The organism is Roseovarius sp. MMSF_3350 (assembly GCF_030733425.1).
Taxonomy (GTDB): domain Bacteria; phylum Pseudomonadota; class Alphaproteobacteria; order Rhodobacterales; family Rhodobacteraceae; genus Roseovarius.
The window spans coordinates 78,855-94,174 of the sequence record NZ_JASHIZ010000013.1 but is presented as its reverse complement, the minus strand read 5'-3'; the positions used below and the strand labels follow the sequence as shown (position 1 = coordinate 94,174).

General features: G+C 65.6%; 14 protein-coding genes. 6 read left to right on the top strand and 8 right to left on the bottom strand.

The features are described 5' to 3' along the window. Positions 1 to 7: 7 nt before the first annotated feature. From rfbA to RBB31_RS13450, 5 genes are all read right to left on the bottom strand, one after another. Positions 8 to 877 carry a glucose-1-phosphate thymidylyltransferase RfbA gene (gene rfbA / locus RBB31_RS13470; protein WP_306129820.1) on the bottom strand — a complete coding sequence of 290 codons (870 nt, stop codon included), beginning with the start codon at positions 875 to 877 and terminating at the stop codon, positions 8 to 10. Continuing rightward, positions 864 to 1,754 (bottom strand): dTDP-4-dehydrorhamnose reductase, encoded by an 891-nt coding sequence (rfbD, locus tag RBB31_RS13465; protein ID WP_306129819.1) that lies wholly within the window; start codon positions 1,752 to 1,754, stop codon positions 864 to 866. Before rfbD ends, rfbA begins: the two co-directional genes overlap by 14 nt. 55 nt (positions 1,755 to 1,809) lie before the next feature. Further along, positions 1,810 to 2,853 (bottom strand): dTDP-glucose 4,6-dehydratase, encoded by a 1,044-nt coding sequence (gene rfbB, locus RBB31_RS13460; protein ID WP_306129818.1) that lies wholly within the window; start codon positions 2,851 to 2,853, stop codon positions 1,810 to 1,812. Next, a complete protein-coding gene (gene rfbC, locus RBB31_RS13455; protein ID WP_306129817.1) occupies positions 2,850 to 3,416 on the bottom strand; it encodes a dTDP-4-dehydrorhamnose 3,5-epimerase in 567 nt (188 codons plus the stop codon). Before rfbC ends, rfbB begins: the two co-directional genes overlap by 4 nt. Positions 3,417 to 3,539: 123 nt before the next feature. Further along, complete coding sequence (locus RBB31_RS13450) at positions 3,540 to 4,955, bottom strand: mannose-1-phosphate guanylyltransferase/mannose-6-phosphate isomerase (protein WP_306129816.1); 1,416 nt, start codon at positions 4,953 to 4,955, stop codon at positions 3,540 to 3,542. 241 nt (positions 4,956 to 5,196) lie between these two features. On the opposite strand from RBB31_RS13450, the gene RBB31_RS13445 reads away from it, so the two are divergent. From RBB31_RS13445 to RBB31_RS13430, 4 genes are read left to right on the top strand one after another with little or no spacing between them, the layout of a single operon-like run. Next, entirely contained in the window at positions 5,197 to 6,162 is a 966-nt protein-coding gene (locus RBB31_RS13445) for a metal ABC transporter solute-binding protein, Zn/Mn family (RefSeq protein ID WP_306129815.1), read from the top strand. 10 nt (positions 6,163 to 6,172) lie between these two features. Beyond that, entirely contained in the window at positions 6,173 to 6,961 is a 789-nt protein-coding gene (locus RBB31_RS13440) for a metal ABC transporter ATP-binding protein (RefSeq protein WP_306129814.1), read from the top strand. A gap of 6 nt (positions 6,962 to 6,967) precedes the next feature. Beyond that, entirely contained in the window at positions 6,968 to 8,167 is a 1,200-nt protein-coding gene (locus tag RBB31_RS13435; RefSeq protein WP_306129813.1) for a metal ABC transporter permease, read from the top strand. Beyond that, the gene (locus tag RBB31_RS13430) at positions 8,164 to 9,096 is read left to right on the top strand and encodes a metal ABC transporter permease (RefSeq protein WP_306129812.1); all 933 of its coding nucleotides are present in this window, start codon (positions 8,164 to 8,166) and stop codon (positions 9,094 to 9,096) included. The genes RBB31_RS13435 and RBB31_RS13430 overlap by 4 nt, the downstream gene beginning before the upstream one ends. On the opposite strand, the gene RBB31_RS13425 is transcribed toward RBB31_RS13430, so the two are convergent. Continuing rightward, entirely contained in the window at positions 9,093 to 9,815 is a 723-nt protein-coding gene (locus RBB31_RS13425) for a 2-dehydro-3-deoxygalactonokinase (RefSeq protein WP_306129811.1), read from the bottom strand. The two genes, RBB31_RS13430 and RBB31_RS13425, sit on opposite strands and share 4 nt — an antisense overlap. Beyond that, positions 9,812 to 10,228, bottom strand: a complete 417-nt coding sequence (locus RBB31_RS13420; protein WP_306129810.1) for a TIGR01244 family sulfur transferase — start codon at positions 10,226 to 10,228, stop codon at positions 9,812 to 9,814. The genes RBB31_RS13425 and RBB31_RS13420 overlap by 4 nt, the downstream gene beginning before the upstream one ends. A 123-nt stretch (positions 10,229 to 10,351) precedes the next feature. On the opposite strand from RBB31_RS13420, the gene RBB31_RS13415 reads away from it, so the two are divergent. Beyond that, on the top strand, positions 10,352 to 13,930 hold the full coding sequence (locus tag RBB31_RS13415; RefSeq protein WP_306129809.1) for a hydantoinase B/oxoprolinase family protein: 3,579 nt from the start codon (positions 10,352 to 10,354) through the stop codon (positions 13,928 to 13,930). A 67-nt stretch (positions 13,931 to 13,997) separates the two neighbouring features. Then, the gene (locus RBB31_RS13410) at positions 13,998 to 14,285 is read left to right on the top strand and encodes a hypothetical protein (RefSeq protein WP_306129808.1); all 288 of its coding nucleotides are present in this window, start codon (positions 13,998 to 14,000) and stop codon (positions 14,283 to 14,285) included. 20 nt (positions 14,286 to 14,305) lie between these two features. Here the strand turns inward: RBB31_RS13410 and RBB31_RS13405 are convergent, their stop codons facing one another. Continuing rightward, positions 14,306 to 15,316 carry a cytochrome d ubiquinol oxidase subunit II gene (locus RBB31_RS13405; RefSeq protein ID WP_306129807.1) on the bottom strand — a complete coding sequence of 337 codons (1,011 nt, stop codon included), beginning with the start codon at positions 15,314 to 15,316 and terminating at the stop codon, positions 14,306 to 14,308. Positions 15,317 to 15,320 lie beyond the last annotated feature (4 nt).

The following is a 15,320-nucleotide window of genomic DNA, read 5'->3' as shown; positions in this document are numbered from 1 at the left end:
TGCGAGCCTACACCAGTCTTCTGAGGTAGGTGCCGTAGGTGGTCTTTTTGAAAAGCCTGGCGCGGGCTGCAAGCTGGCCCTTGCTGATCCAGCCTTTTTCAAAGGCGATTTCTTCGGGACAACCGACCTGCTGGCCCTGCCGTTCGGACAACGTGCGCACGAAGTTGCCCGCATCAAGAAGCGAGCCGTAGGTTCCGGTGTCGAGCCAGGCATAGCCGCGGCCCATTTGCTGAACGTTCAGCAGACCCTCGGCGAGATACATGTCCAGAAGCGAGGTGATTTCCAGTTCGCCGCGTTCGGACGGTTTTACCCGGGCCGCGCGTTCCGGCGCGGTGCCGTCAAGGAAATACAGGCCGGTGATGGCATAGTTCGAGGGAGGCCTGGCGGGCTTTTCGATGATGGTCTTTACCGTGCCGTCGGGGGCGAAATCGACCACACCGTACCGTTCGGGATCGGCGACGCGGTACCCGAAGACGGTGCCGCCGGTTTCCTGCGCGCTGGCCTCGGCCAGTTGATCGGGCAGACCGTGGCCGAAAAAGATGTTGTCGCCCAGCACCATTGCCGAGGGCGCGCCGTCGAGGAAATTTTCGGACAGGACATAGGCCTGGGCAAGCCCGTCCGGCGAGGGTTGCTCGATATAGGTCAGAGCAAGACCCCATTGAGCGCCGTCGCCCAGCGTGCGCTGGAACTGGGCCTTGTCTTCGGGGGTGGTGATCACCGCAATCTCGCGGATGCCGGCCAGCATCAGCACCGAAAGCGGGTAATAGATCATCGGTTTGTCGTAGACCGGCAGCAGCTGTTTCGAGACCCCCATCGTGATGGGGAGAAGCCGCGTACCGGAGCCGCCGGCGAGGATGATGCCTTTACGTGTCGTCACGTTCGTGTCCTGCATTGCGCACATCTCGGGCCTCCATGAGGGTTTTCAGGATATCCTGCAACCCGGTACGCCAGTCGGGGCGGGGCAGATCGAATGCGTCCTTGGTTGTGCTGCAATCGAGCCGGGAATTCAATGGCCGGGCGGCGGGCGTGGGATAGTCGGTGGTCGGGATGTCAGTCACTTTGCAATCAAGTCCAGCGGTCTCAAAGATCGCACGGGCGAATTCGGCCCAGCTGACATCCGGCGCACCGGAGAAGTGATAGGTGCCGGAGGCCGACGGATCGGTGCGCAACACGTGTGCGATGCGAAGGCAAGCGCCGGCGATATCGCGTGCGGGGGTTGGCCCGCCGACCTGGTCTGCAACGATGGTCAGCGCCTCGCGCTCGGCCCCCAGGCGGAGCATCGTCTTGACGAAGTTCGACCCGTGCGCGGACACCACCCACGATGTGCGCAGGATGGCGTGGATGCCGCCGACGGCGCGCACCGCATCCTCGCCCGCCAGCTTGGTGCGGCCATAGGCGTTTTGCGGAGCGGGCGTGTCCGACGGCGACCAGGGGCGCTTGCCGGAGCCGTCGAAAACATAGTCGGTCGAGATGTGCACGAAGGGGACACCCAGCTGGGCCGCCGCCTCGGCCATGCGGCGCGGGGAGGCGCCGTTGACCGTGCGCGCCAATGCCTCTTCTTCCTCGGCGCGGTCGACCGCGGTATAGGCAGCGGCGTTGATGATCACGTCCGGGCGATGCGCAAGGATCGCAGCGCTACAGGTGTCCGGGTCGGAGAGGTCGGCCTGATCCCGACCCAGGAAAAACGCGTCGGGGGCCGCGCGCCGCAGTTCGGTCGCGACCTGGCCGTTGGTTCCAAATACGAGAATCTTCATGTGTCCTGTTTCATGGCGTCGCAAATTGCAGATCCAGCCCGGCCGCGGAACGCGTTCATTTCGCGACCCCAAGGCGTTCGCCGACACCCTGCCGGCCCTGTAACGCGCGCCACCATGCTTCGTTATCGAGATACCATTGAACGGTCCGTTCCAGCCCCTCTTCGACCGTAACAGAAGGACGCCAGCCCAGTTCCTTCCTGATGCGGGTGGAATCTATGGCATAGCGCGCGTCATGACCGGGCCGGTCGGTCACAAAGGTGATCTGATCGGCATAGGAGCCGCTTTTCTTTGGTCGTTTGCTGTCGAGAATGGCGCAGAGCGTGCGGACCAGTTCGAGGTTCGTGCGCTCGTTCTCGCCGCCGATGTTGTAGCTTTCGCCCACCGCGCCGTTTTGCAGCACGGTCAGCAGGGCATCGGCGTGATCGTCGACATAGAGCCAGTCGCGCACGTTGGAGCCGTCGCCGTAGATCGGCAGCGGCTGGCTCGCAAGCGCGTTGAGGATGATCACCGGGATCAGTTTTTCCGGAAAATGGTAGGGTCCGTAATTGTTTGAGCAGTTGGTGAGCACCACCGGCAGCCCGTAGGTTTCGTGCCAGGCGCGCACGAGGTGGTCCGAGGCCGCTTTGGATGCCGAGTAGGGCGAGCGCGGGTCGTAGGGCGTGGTTTCGGTGAACTTTCCGGTAGGCCCCAGCGAGCCGAAGACCTCGTCCGTCGAGATGTGGTGGAAGCGGAAGGTTTCGGGGCGGCCTCGAGCCTCCCAGTAGGCGCGGCAGGCTTCCAGCAGGGTGTACGTGCCCATCACGTTGGTGTCGATGAAGGCGCCGGGACCGTCGATGGAGCGGTCGACATGGGATTCAGCGGCGAGATGCATGATGGCGTCCGGCCGATGATCGGCCAGAGCCTGGTCAAGCGCCTTCCGGTCGCGGATATCGGCCTTTACAAAACTGTAGCCGGGGTCGGACGCGACGGTTGCCACGTTTTCCAGACACGCGGCATAGGTCAGCGCATCGAGGTTTACCACCGCGTGCCCGCGTGCGATGGCCAGGCGCACCACAGCCGAGCCGATGAACCCGGCGCCGCCGGTCACGAGCAGCTTCATTCAGGGCCCTCCCAGAGGAAGGGGCTGTCGAAATCGGCCAGACGTGGCGCGGCCGCGTCCTTGTCGGACAGGATCACGTCTCCGGAAAGGTTCCAGTCGATGCCGATATCGGGATCATCGAACAGGACCGCGCCATCGCATTCGGGCGCATAGTAATCGCTGCATTTGTAGACGATCTCGGTGTCCGGCTCGCGGGTGGCGAACCCGTGCAGAAAGCCCTCGGGCACCAGAAGCTGAAGCCCGTTCTCGAAACTCAGCTCGTACCCGACCCACTGGCCGTAGGTGGGGCTGCCCTTGCGGATGTCGACGGCCACATCGAAGAGCCGGCCGCGCCCGCAGCGTACCAGCTTGGCCTGAGCGTGGGGGGGCGACTGAAAATGCAGGCCGCGCACCGTATCGGTCTGAGCCGACAGCGAGTGGTTGTCCTGGACAAAGTCGATTCGAATGTCGTGTGCCGCGAGTGTCTTGCGATTCCAGCTCTCACTGAAGAATCCGCGCGCGTCGCCGAAACGGGGTGGCTCGAGCAGCAATACGCCCGGTAAGGCAGTTTCGGTGATGTTCAAAGGGTGTCTCCGGTCGACGTCGCGCCGGTAGTATCAGCCGACAGGGGCCTTGTCACGAGGCCCGCTTTGCAGCCAGACAAGACAGACGCTGCCCGGAGAAGCCTTGCGCCCGAGCGGGTTGGGTCATGAGCGGGCGTATACGTCCTCGTACCGGATAATGTCATCTTCGCCCAGGTAACTGCCGGTCTGGACCTCGATGAGGACCATCGGGACCTTGCCGGGATTCTCCATCCGGTGCACCGCACCAAGCGGGATGTAGACGGACTGGTTTTCGGTGATCAGGTCTTCGTTGCCATCGATCGTCACCTTGGCCGTGCCCTGAACCACGACCCAGTGTTCGGAGCGGTGGTTGTGGCTTTGCAGGCTGAGCGCCGCGCCGGGATGCACGAGGATGCGCTTGACCTGGAAGCGTTCACCGATGGCGAGGCTTTCGAACCAGCCCCAGGGGCGGTGGTCCTTGGGAAACTGCGTTGCTTGCACCGCGGACTTCTTCTTGAGCGCGTCGACGGCTTTCTTCACCTCCTGCGCCTGCGAGGCGTGGGCCACCAGAACTGCATCGGGCATGGCGACGGCCACGATATCCTTGAGGCCGATTCCCACCAGTTCGAGCCGGTCGGATTCGGAGCGCAGGAGTGTATTCTCGCATTCCAGCGCCGTGGCGGGGCCACTGGTGGCAACGCCGCGATCATCCTTTTCGCTTTCACGCCAGATCGCGTCCCAGCCGCCAAGATCCGACCAGCCATGCGAAAGAGGCACCACCGACAGGTTCTCGGACCGTTCCATGACCGCGAAGTCGATCGAGATATCCTCGGCACGCGCCCAGGGCTCGGGCGCAAGCCGCAGGAAGCCCAGGTCGGGCATTGCGCCCTCAAGCGCCGCGCGGACGGGTTCTAACAGGTTCGGTGCGCTGGCAGCGAAGGCGGCCAGGATATCGCTGGCGCGGAACAGGAAGATTCCGCCGTTCCAGAGGTGACGGCCGTCCGCCACCATCTCGGCCGCACGGGCGGCGTCGGGTTTCTCGACAAAGCGCGAGAGTGCAACGGGGTTGGTACCGTCCGGCTCCTCGGCGAGCCGGAGGTAGCCGTAGCCGGTTTCGGCGTAGCTGGGTGTGATGCCGAAGGTGACCAGATCACCTTTGAGCGCGGCCGGGAGGCCGGCTTGCACGGCGGCACGAAATGCGTCGGAGTCGTTGAACGCGTGATCGCAGGGCGCGACGAGCATCAGGCCGTCAGGATCGGTTCGAGACACGAGAAGCGCGGCGGCAAGGATGGCCGGAGCGGTGTTGCGACCCTCGGGTTCGAGCATGATCGTGCCAGGGTCGATACCGACCCCCTGCAATTGTTCCGCGACGATGAAGCGGAAATCCGAGGCGGTGACCACCAGAGGAGCGGCGTAATCCGGCCCCGACAGACGCTGCGCTGTTCGTTGAAAAAGGGTTTCCTGGCCCCAGATCGGCGCAAACTGCTTGGGGTAGGATTTTCGGCTGAGCGGCCAAAGTCGCGTCCCGGAGCCGCCGCACAAAAGCACTGGTGTGATCATGTCGCCTTGCCTTTTGTCACCGTCAGAAAAGACTTTCAGTTCGCTCTTACCGTGCGAAGTGTCACACTTACAGAAAGAATTTTCGCGCTTTCCGATTACCACGGCGCTTGCTTCGGTCCTTTCAGACGGTTCCGCCATGCCGGTTCGGCATGGTCTCACACGAAAAGTCGGACGATGAATTGACTTTTTGAGAATGAATTGCATATTCATTTTAAGAAGCCTGCAAGAGGAGCTTTCCGCGATGCGATTGTCTCGCCGAGATTTGCTGATCACGTCCTTGTCTGCCGCGGCCTTGGCCGCAGCGCCGCTGCGGGCTCAGGACGCACGGTTGTCGGTGGTGGCCACGACCGGGATGATCGCCGATGCCGCGCGACGCGTGGGCGGGGAGCATGTAGATGTCAGGGCGCTGATGGGGCCCGGCGTGGACCCGCATTCCTATCGCCAGACCCGCACCGACATCCAGGCGGCGATCCGGGCCGACGTGGTGCTGTGGCATGGTTTGTACCTCGAGGCCCAGATGGAGGAGTTCCTTCTGAAGCTGGGCGAGCGTGGTACGGCAGTGCCGGTGGGCGAAAGCGTGCCGCCGGAAATGCGGATCGCGCACGAGGACTATGCGGACAAGTTCGATCCGCATGTCTGGATGGTTCCGGAGCTGTGGAGTCATGTGGTGACAGGCGTGCGTGACGTTCTGAGCAGGGCGGCTCCGGATCACGAAGCGGCGTTTGCCGAGAACACGGCCACCTACCTTGAGGACCTTCGCGCCCTCGGCACCTATGCCAGGACCGTGCTGGCCAGCGTGCCCGAGCCTGCGCGGGTGCTGTTGAGCGCGCATGACGCGTTTGGCTATTTCGGCAAGGCCTACGATTTCGAGGTCGTCGGCATCCAGGGCATCTCGACCGAATCGGAGGCCGGGCTGAACCGGATCAGGACGTTGGCGGACATGCTGGTCGATCGCGGGATCGGCGCTGTCTTCGTCGAGACATCGGTCAGTGACCGCAACGTGCGGGCGTTGGTCGAGGGTGCGGCGGCGCAGGGCCACGAGGTTCAGATCGGTGGCGAGCTCTTCTCGGACGCGATGGGCGAACCGGGCACTTATGAAGGCACCTATATCGGCATGATCGACCATAACGTCACCACCATTGCCAGCGCGCTTGGCGGCGCGGTGCCGGAGCGCGGCATGCAGGGCAAGCTGGCGGCAGGAAGCTGAGGCGTCGGGCATGGAACTTGTCACCCCGGAAACCGGGACCGAAGACCGCGCCCTGCTGGAGGCCAGCCCTTTGGCCGTTCGCGGGCTGACGGTATCCTACGGCGAAAAGCCGGCGGTGTTCTCTGTCGACGCGACGTTTCAGCCGGGGGTCATGACCGCCATCGTCGGCCCGAACGGGGCCGGCAAGTCGACGATGCTCAAGGCCGCGCTGGGGATCGTGACGCCCTTGTCCGGGCGGGTCACGGCCTGGGGCGCGCCGCTGGACAAAATGCGGGACCGCATCGCCTACGTGCCCCAGCGCGCAAGCGTGGACTGGGATTTCCCGACCCGGGTGCTGGACGTGGTGATGATGGGCCAATACCGGCAGCTTGGGCTGTTGGGCCGGGTGCGGACAGAGCACATGCGCACCGCGCTGCACTGTCTTGAGCGGGTCGGCATGGACGGGTTCGCCGACCGGCAGATCGGCCAGTTGTCGGGCGGGCAGCAGCAACGCGTGTTCCTGGCCCGGGCGCTGGCGCAGGATGCCGACCTATACCTGTTGGACGAGCCTTTTGCGGGGGTCGATGCGGCGACGGAAACGGCGATCATTTCGGTCCTGAAAGCGTTGCGCGATCAGGGCAGGACGGTGGTCGCGGTGCATCACGACCTGTCCACCGTGCCGGACTATTTCGACCGCGTCTTCGTCATCAACACCAGCAAGGTGGCCGAAGGGCCTGTGTCCGAGGCGTTCACCCGTACCAACCTGCAGGAGGCCTATGGCGGGCGGCTTGCCGCGGCGCAGATGGGGGCCTTGGGTTAAGGCGCGATGGTGTGGGAGGCGCTGACACTTCAGCTGGGATACAACGCCACGCTGGTGACGCTGGGTGCCGCCTTGCTTGGCATGGCGGCGGGGGCGACGGGGACGTTCCTGTTCCTGGGCAAACGCGCGTTGGTCAGCGATGCGATCAGCCATGCGACCCTGCCGGGGGTAGCGCTGGCTTTCGTGGTGATGGTGGCACTGGGCGGCGACGGGCGGGCCCTGCCGGGGCTGCTGGCCGGGTCGGCCCTGTCGGCGGCGGTGGGCCTATTATGCGTCAGTGGCCTGACCAACCGCACGCGCCTGTCCGAGGATGCGGCCATCGGTGCGGTGCTTTCGGTATTCTTCGGTTTCGGGATCGTCCTGCTGACCGTGATCCAGTCGATGACCGCCGGGCGGCAGGCGGGGCTGGAGAGCTTTCTGCTGGGCTCGACCGCCGGGATGCTGTTGCAGGACGCGGTGGTGATCGCGGCCGGGGGCGCCGTCGTGCTGTTGCTGGTCGTGCTGTTGCGCCGGCCGATGACCATGGTGGCCTTCGATCGGGAGTTCGCTGCGGGTGCGGGCATGAACGTGCCCCGGATCGAGTTGGCGATGATGGGGCTGGCGCTGGCGATCACTGTCGTGGGGCTAAAGATCGTGGGGCTGATCCTGATCGTCGCCTTGCTGATCATCCCGGCCGTTGCGGCACGATTCTGGACCGACAGGGTGGGGCAGGTGGTGATCCTTGCGGGCCTGATCGGCGGCACGTCGGGTTATATCGGCGCGGCGCTGTCCGCGACCGCGCCGGCGCTGCCAACCGGGCCTATCATCGTGCTGGTGGCCTTCGGCCTGTTCACCCTGTCGCTGTTCGCCGCGCCCAACCGGGGGGTGATGGCCGCGTTGCTGCGGCACCGGCGCTTTCGGGCGCGGGTGCATGTGCGGCAGGGCCTGCTGGCGCTGGCGCAGGCGCAACCGATCTACGAGGGGCTGACGCTGCGGCTGATGCGGCGGCGCGGGCTGATCCGGGCGGATGGTGTGGCAACCGACCTTGGCCGGATCGAAGCCGCGCGGGCGCTGAGGGACGAGCGACGTTGGCAGGTGCTGCGCTCGGACCCGGCGCACGAGGAGGCAGCGGCGAGCTACGACGGGTTGACGCCGCTTGACGACGTGCTGACGCCCGACCAGTTGGCCGCGCTGGACAGCGGGCTGCGTCCGAAAGGGGTGTCATGATGGGGGAGGAATTCGTTGTCCTGTCCCTGCCGCCGATGCTGATCGGGATTTTCGCGGCGGTGGCCTGCGCCATTCCCGGCAACTTCCTGCTGCTGCGGCGGCAGGCGTTGATCGGCGACGCGATCAGTCATGTCGTCCTGCCGGGGATCGTCGTGGCGTTCCTGCTGACCGGCGTGGTGGCGGCATGGCCGATGATGCTGGGGGCGGGGGCCGCCTCGCTTGTGGCTGTGGCCCTGATCGAGGCGATACGCCGGCTGGGTGGCATCGAGCCGGGCGCCGCGATGGGCGTGGTCTTTACCGCGATGTTCGCAGGCGGCGTGTTGTTGCTGGAACAGTCCGACACCTCGTCGGTGCATCTGGATGTGGAACACGCGCTTTACGGCAACCTGGAAAGCCTGATCTGGCTGGACGCCCGCGGTTGGGGCTCGCTGCTGGACATGGCGGCGTTGCGGGGCCTTCCGCCGGAGTTGCCGCGCATGGCATTGACGCTGGCGTTCGTCACGGTGCTGACCTGGGTGTTCTGGCGGCCGCTGAAGCTGTCGACCTTCGACGAGGGATTCGCCCGCACGACGGGACTGCCCGTCGGCGCGATCGGGCTGGGGCTGGTCGTGGTGGCCGCCATCGCGGCGGTGGCGGCGTTCGATGCGGTCGGCTCGATCATCGTGATCGCGATGTTCATCTGCCCGCCTGCCGCTGCCCGCATGATGACGAACGGGCTGGAGGCGCAGGTGGCGTGGTCGGTCCTGTTCGCGGTGCTGTCGGCAATCCTGGGGTATGTGCTGGCCGGCTACGGGCCCCTGTGGCTTGGCTTCGACGACGCGGTCAGTGCGGCGGGGATGATCGCCACGGTCTCGGGCGTGATCCTGGCGCTGGCGGCCGTCTTCGGGCCGTACCGGCACCGGAGCGGCGCACGTGCGGAACACGCCTAGCCCTCGGACAGACCCATTGCCTTGCCGAGCGCAGCAAGACCCTGCCCGACAAGCTCGGCCGGGTCCAGTGCGGTCGCGGGAACGCTCTGAGCCTCGAGCGCGGTCATGTGCGGGGCCGGTGTGGCGCTGATGACAAGAACCTCCTGCCCCAGCCAGTATGGCCGTGTCGCCGCCAGTTCCGCCCCCAGAAGGTGCCCCGTCATCGCGGCGTGGTCCCCGGTGATTTCGGCCTGCCGCAGGTGCGCGGCGAGGCGTTCGGGGCGGCTGAGCGTGTCGGCCAGCGCATCGGCATCCACCGAAGCGGCACCGCCGAGCGCAGTCACGAGGCGCGGGGTCAGGACCGTCTGGGCGCTGACCGCCTCGTCCGCGCTGATGTGGATCCAGTGGGTCACGTCGCCTTGCGTCGCGCAGATCACCCCGTCCCAGTGCGGGCGGCTTGCCAGTGCGCCGGCGATCCAGAGGCGGACCGATGCGCCGATGATGTCTGGGGGCGCGACCTGTTCCAGCGCCGGCAGGCCGCTTGTGCCTTGCGGCAGGATGGCGGTGGGCAGGCGATCGGGCGGGCCGTCGCCCAGCCGTACCATCCGCGGCGCATCGCCGAGATCGGCACGAACGGCGTCTTCGGTCCGGGCACCGGCCTGCCGCTCGATGCGGGCGCCGTCGAGCAGATAGCCAGCCGTTCCTGAAATCTCCGGGATCAGTGCGATCCAGCGGGTCATCGTGCCTGCATCTGGCGCACCAGCGGGCCGACGTCATAGCCGGCCTTGCCTGCGCGTGCGATGATCTCGTCATCTTCGCGCCGGCCATGTTCGACCGCCGCCCAGAGCATGGTGCATCGCGTCCCGCTGCGGCAGTAGGCGAGGATCGGCTTCGGCAATTCCTTGAGCGCCTGATCGAACGCGGCCAGGGCGTCGGGCGTGATCATGCCCGAAGTGATCGGCACGCAGCGCACCTCGAGCCCCTCGGCCCGGGCGGCGGCCTCGATCGCATCGAACTCGGGCTGGTCCGGCTCCTCGCCATCCGGACGATTGCAGAGGATCGAGTGAAATCCCGCACCGGCGATTTCCCTGATATGGTCGGCGTCGATCTGCGGCGAGACTGCGAATTCCTTGGTCAGGGGGCGAATGTCCATGGTCTGGCTCCTGTTCGGGTCGTGCCCATATGGACAAAAACCCGGCGCAAGATCAATGCCCGCTTCGTTGACATTCCCGGGGCGCGGCCCAAGGGTGCAGGGCGAAACGGGGAGAGCGCGAAGATGGGTCATTGGGAATTCTGGATCGACCGGGGCGGGACGTTCACCGACGTTGTGGCGCTGGACCCGGACGGTGCGGTGCATACCCACAAGCTGTTGTCCGAGAACGCCGATCGGTATCGCGATGCCGCCGTGCAGGGCATTCGCGAGATGATGGGCGTCGACGGGGAATTCGCAGAGGGCTCGATCCACGCGGTGAAGATGGGCACCACGGTGGCCACCAACGCGCTGTTGGAGCGCAAGGGCGAGCGGGTGCTCCTGGTCATCACCAAGGGGTTCCGCGACCTGCTGAAGATCGGCTACCAGGCGCGGCCGCGGCTCTTCGACCTGGCCATCAGGCGGCCAGACCTGCTGTACGAAGATGTGGTCGAGATGGACGAGCGGCTGGATGCCGAGGGCGCAGTCGTGCGCGACCTTGACGAGGGGCCGGTGCGCGAGGCGCTGCAGGAAGCCTTTGACGCGGGCATCCGGGCCGTGGCCATCGCCGGGCTGCACGCCTACCTCAACCCCGATCACGAGGATCGCGTCGCCGACATGGCGCGGCAGATCGGCTTCACCCAGGTTTCGACGAGCGCCGATGTCTCGCGCCTGGCCAAGCTGGTGGGTCGGGGCGATACCACTGTGGTGGATGCCTACCTGTCGCCGATCCTGCGGCGCTATGTGGATCAGGTGGCCGATGCGCTGGATCTGGGACGTGCGTGCCAACGCTTGCTGTTCATGCAATCGAGCGGCGGGCTGACCGAGGCGCGGCGGTTCCAGGGGCGCGACGCGATCCTGTCGGGGCCTGCCGGCGGGATCGTCGGCATGGCCGCCACGGGCGAGGCTGCCGGGTTCGACAAGCTGATCGGGTTCGACATGGGCGGCACATCGACGGATGTCAGCCACTATGCCGGCAGCTACGAGCGATCCTTCGAGACCGAAGTGGCGGGCGTGCGGATGCGCGCGCCGATGATGGATATTCACACCGTCGCGGCGGGCGGCGGCAGCATCTGCAAGTTCGAGGATGGCCGGTTTCAGGTCGGCCCTGAAAGCGCCGGCGCCGATCCCGGCCCGGCCTGCTATCGGCGGGGTGGCCCGCTGGCGGTGACAGATTGCAACGTGATGCTGGGCAAGCTCAACCCCGAGCATTTCCCTGCCGTCTTCGGGCCCGACGGCGACGCGCCCCTCGATGCCGAGGTGGTGCGCGAGAAATTCGCCACCCTTTCCGAGACCGTCGCGCAAGAGACCGGCGCGGCGCCGCGCAGCCCCGAGGACATGGCCGAGGGTTTCCTGCGCATCGCCGTGGACAACATGGCCAATGCCATCAAGAAGATCAGCGTGCAACGCGGTCATGACGTGACGGGATACACGCTGCAATGTTTCGGCGGTGCGGGCGGGCAGCATGCCTGCCTGGTGGCTGACGCGCTGGGGATGACGCGGGTGATGATCCATCCCTATGCCGGTGTGCTTTCGGCCTTCGGCATGGGGCTGGCCGAGATAAAGTCGATGAAGGAGGCGCAGATGGACGTGCCTCTCGATCGGATCGAGACGGCGCTGGCCCGGGCGCAGGACATGGCCGAGGATGCCTCCGCCGAGGTCGAGGCACAGGGCGGCACCGAGGTTGCGGCAACAAAGCGGCTGCATCTGCGCTACGATGGCTCGCACCAGGCGCTGCCTATCGAGGCAGAGACCGAAGACGAGGCGCGGGCTGCTTTCGAGACGGCGCACAAGGCGCGGTTCGGTTTCGCCTCGCCCGACCGGGGCGTGGTGATCGAGATGATCAGCGTCGAGGCCACCGGCAAGAGCGGGGTCACCCCCGCGCCGCCGGTGCCACAGGGCGACGGGCAGGCCATCGCGCACGTGCCTTTCTACACGGACGGTGAATGGCAGGACGTGCCGATCCATGACCGCGGAACGCTGGGCCCGGAGGCAACGGTCAAGGGCCCGGCCATCATCACCGAGCCCACCGGCACCAACATGGTCGAACCCGGATGGGCGGCGCGGGTGGACCGGCTGGGAAACCTGATCCTTGACCGGGTCGAGACAAAGGCGCGCGAGCATGCGGCGGGCACACAGGTCGATCCGGTGCTGCTGGAAGTGTTCAACAACCTGTTCATGTCGGTGGCCGACCAGATGGGGGCGACGCTGGCGAACACGTCCTGGTCGGTCAACATCAAGGAACGGCTGGATTTCTCCTGCGCGATCTTCGACGCCAAGGGGGACCTTGTGGCCAATGCACCGCATGTGCCGGTGCACCTTGGGTCGATGTCCGACAGCATCAAGACGGTGATGCGGCTCAATCCGGATGTGAAGCCGGGCGACGCCTACATGCTCAACTCGCCCTTCAAGGGCGGCACGCACCTGCCGGATGTGACGGTCGTGACGCCGGTCTTTATCGAGGGCAGTCCGGTCTTCTGGCTGGGCAGCCGGGGGCACCATGCCGATATCGGCGGGCGCACGCCGGGCAGCGCCCCGCCTGACAGCCGCCACATCGACGAGGAGGGCGTGCTGATCGACAATGTCAGGCTGCTGGCCGAAGGCGAGTTCCAGTTGGCCGAGGCCGAGGCGGTGTTGTCCTCGGGCAAGTACCCGTGCCGCAACATCCCGCAGAACCTGGCCGACCTGCAGGCGCAGGTGGCGGCGAACGAAACCGGGCGGCAGGAGCTTTTGAAGGTTGTCGACCAGTTCGGTCTGGACGTGGTGCAGGCCTATATGCGCCATGTGCAGGACAATGCCGAGGAAAGCGTGCGGCGGGTGATCGACAAGCTGACCGACGGGCAATTCACCTATCCGATGGACCACGGCGCGACGATTGAGGTGCGCGTCAGCGTGGACCGGGCCGCGCGCGAGGCGACGATAGATTTCACCGGCACGTCGCCCCAGCACAAGGGCAACTACAACGCGCCGCAGTCGATCTGCCGGGCTGTGGTGCTCTATGTGTTCCGCACGATGGTCGGTGCGGATATCCCGTTGAACGAGGGGTGCCTGAAGCCGCTGAACATCGTCATCCCGGATGGTTCGATGCTGAACCCGGTTTATCCGGCGGCGGTGATCTCGGGGAATACAGAGGTCAGCCAGGCGACCTGCAACGCGCTTTACGGCGCGCTGGGGGTCATTGCGGGGTCGCAGGCGACGATGAACAATTTCGTCTGGGGCAATGACGATTTCCAGAACTACGAGACCATTGCAGGCGGCACCGGGGCCGGGCCGGGCTTCGACGGCTGCGACGCGGTGCAAAGCCATATGACCAATACACGCATGACCGACCCCGAAGTGCTGGAAAAACGCTTTCCTGTGCGGCTGGAGGCGTTCACGATCCGCCCCGATTCAGGCGGTGCGGGCAAGTGGCGCGGCGGGCATGGCGTCTATCGTACCATGCGCTTTCTTGAGCCCGTGACGGTGACGACCCTCAGCAACCACCGGATCATTCCGCCCTTCGGCGGTGATGGGGGCGACCCCGGAGAGGTCGGGCGCAACTGGGTCGAGTTGCCGGACGGCACCGTGCGCGAGATGGCGGGCAATGACGAGGTCGACCTGCCCGAAGGCGCGATCTTTGGCATGGAGACGCCCGGCGGTGGCGGATGGGGCGACCCCTCTGCATGAACTCGCGAGGCGTGTTATAGTTGGGCCGATGGTTGCCGACCGGCAACGCAAGGGAGGAGCGAAACCGATGACGGACAAGGACGCCTATACGAAGAAACTCGAAGCCCAGATGAAGGAGTGGCAGGATAACATCGAAAAGATGCGCGCGCAGGCCGAGACGGCGCAGGCGGATGCGCAGGTACAATACGAAGCGCACCTGAATGAGCTTCGTGCACGGCGCGACGAGATGCAGGTCAAACTGGACGAGTTGCAGCGCAACCAGTCGGCGGCGTGGAATGACGTCAAGGCCGGTGCCGACAAGGCTTGGGACGACATGTCGAAGGCGATGCAGGATGCGTGGAAGCGGTTCGGCTGAACCGCTAGACGCTCCGCGCCTCAGTCATAGCGCAATTCCGTCGCCTTGCCGCGGAAGATCACGTAGGACAGAACCGTGTAGCCGATGATCATCGGCAGGACCACGAGCGTGCCGACGAAGATGATCATCAGGCTTTCCGGTGCGCTTGCGGCCTCGAATATGGTCAGGCGGTCCGGCACCACGTAGGGGTAGAACGAATACGCCATGCCGATGAAGCCCAGCGTGAACAGTGCGATCGTCAGGACGAACGGCGCGGCGCAGAGCGCGTCGCTTTCGCGCGGCAGGCTGCGCAACAGGCCCCAGAGCAGGAAGATCAGGCCCGCCGAGATCACGGGCAGCGGCACGAGGAAGTAAAGTTCGGGCAGCGTGAACCACTTGTCGAAGATCCGGCTGCTGACGAAGGGCGAGGCCAGCGAAATGGCACCGAGCCCCAGAACCACACCCCAGATCCCGCCCTGCGCCCATTGGATCGCCTTGACCTGCAGTTCGCCCTCGGCTTTCAGGATCATCCAGGCGGCCCCGATGAAGGAATAGGCCACCGTCAGGAAGACAGCCGTGAGCGCCCCGAAGAACAGGGTAAAGGGTGTCATCTCGAGGCCCATGACGTAGAGCCCCAGCATGAAGCCCTGGGCCAGCGACGCCATCAGGCTTCCGATCCAGAAGGACAGGTCCCAGAGCCGCTTGCGCCGGGCCGGGGCCTTGGCGCGAAATTCGAACGCCACGCCGCGCAGGATCAGGCCCACCAGCATGATGGCGACCGGCAGGTAGAGCGTTGTCAGGATCACGCCATGCGCGGAGGGAAAGGCCACCAGCAGGATGCCGATGGCCAGAACCAGCCAGGTTTCGTTGGCGTCCCAGAACGGCCCGATGGACGCAACCATCCGGTCTTTCTCGGCCTCCGTGGCGAAGGGAAAGAGAACCCCTATCCCGAGGTCGAAACCGTCGAGGCAGACATAGATCAGGATCGACAGGCCCATCAGGCTGGCGAAGGCCAGCGGCAACCAGATCGCGGGGTCTCCGAACATGTCCATGCGT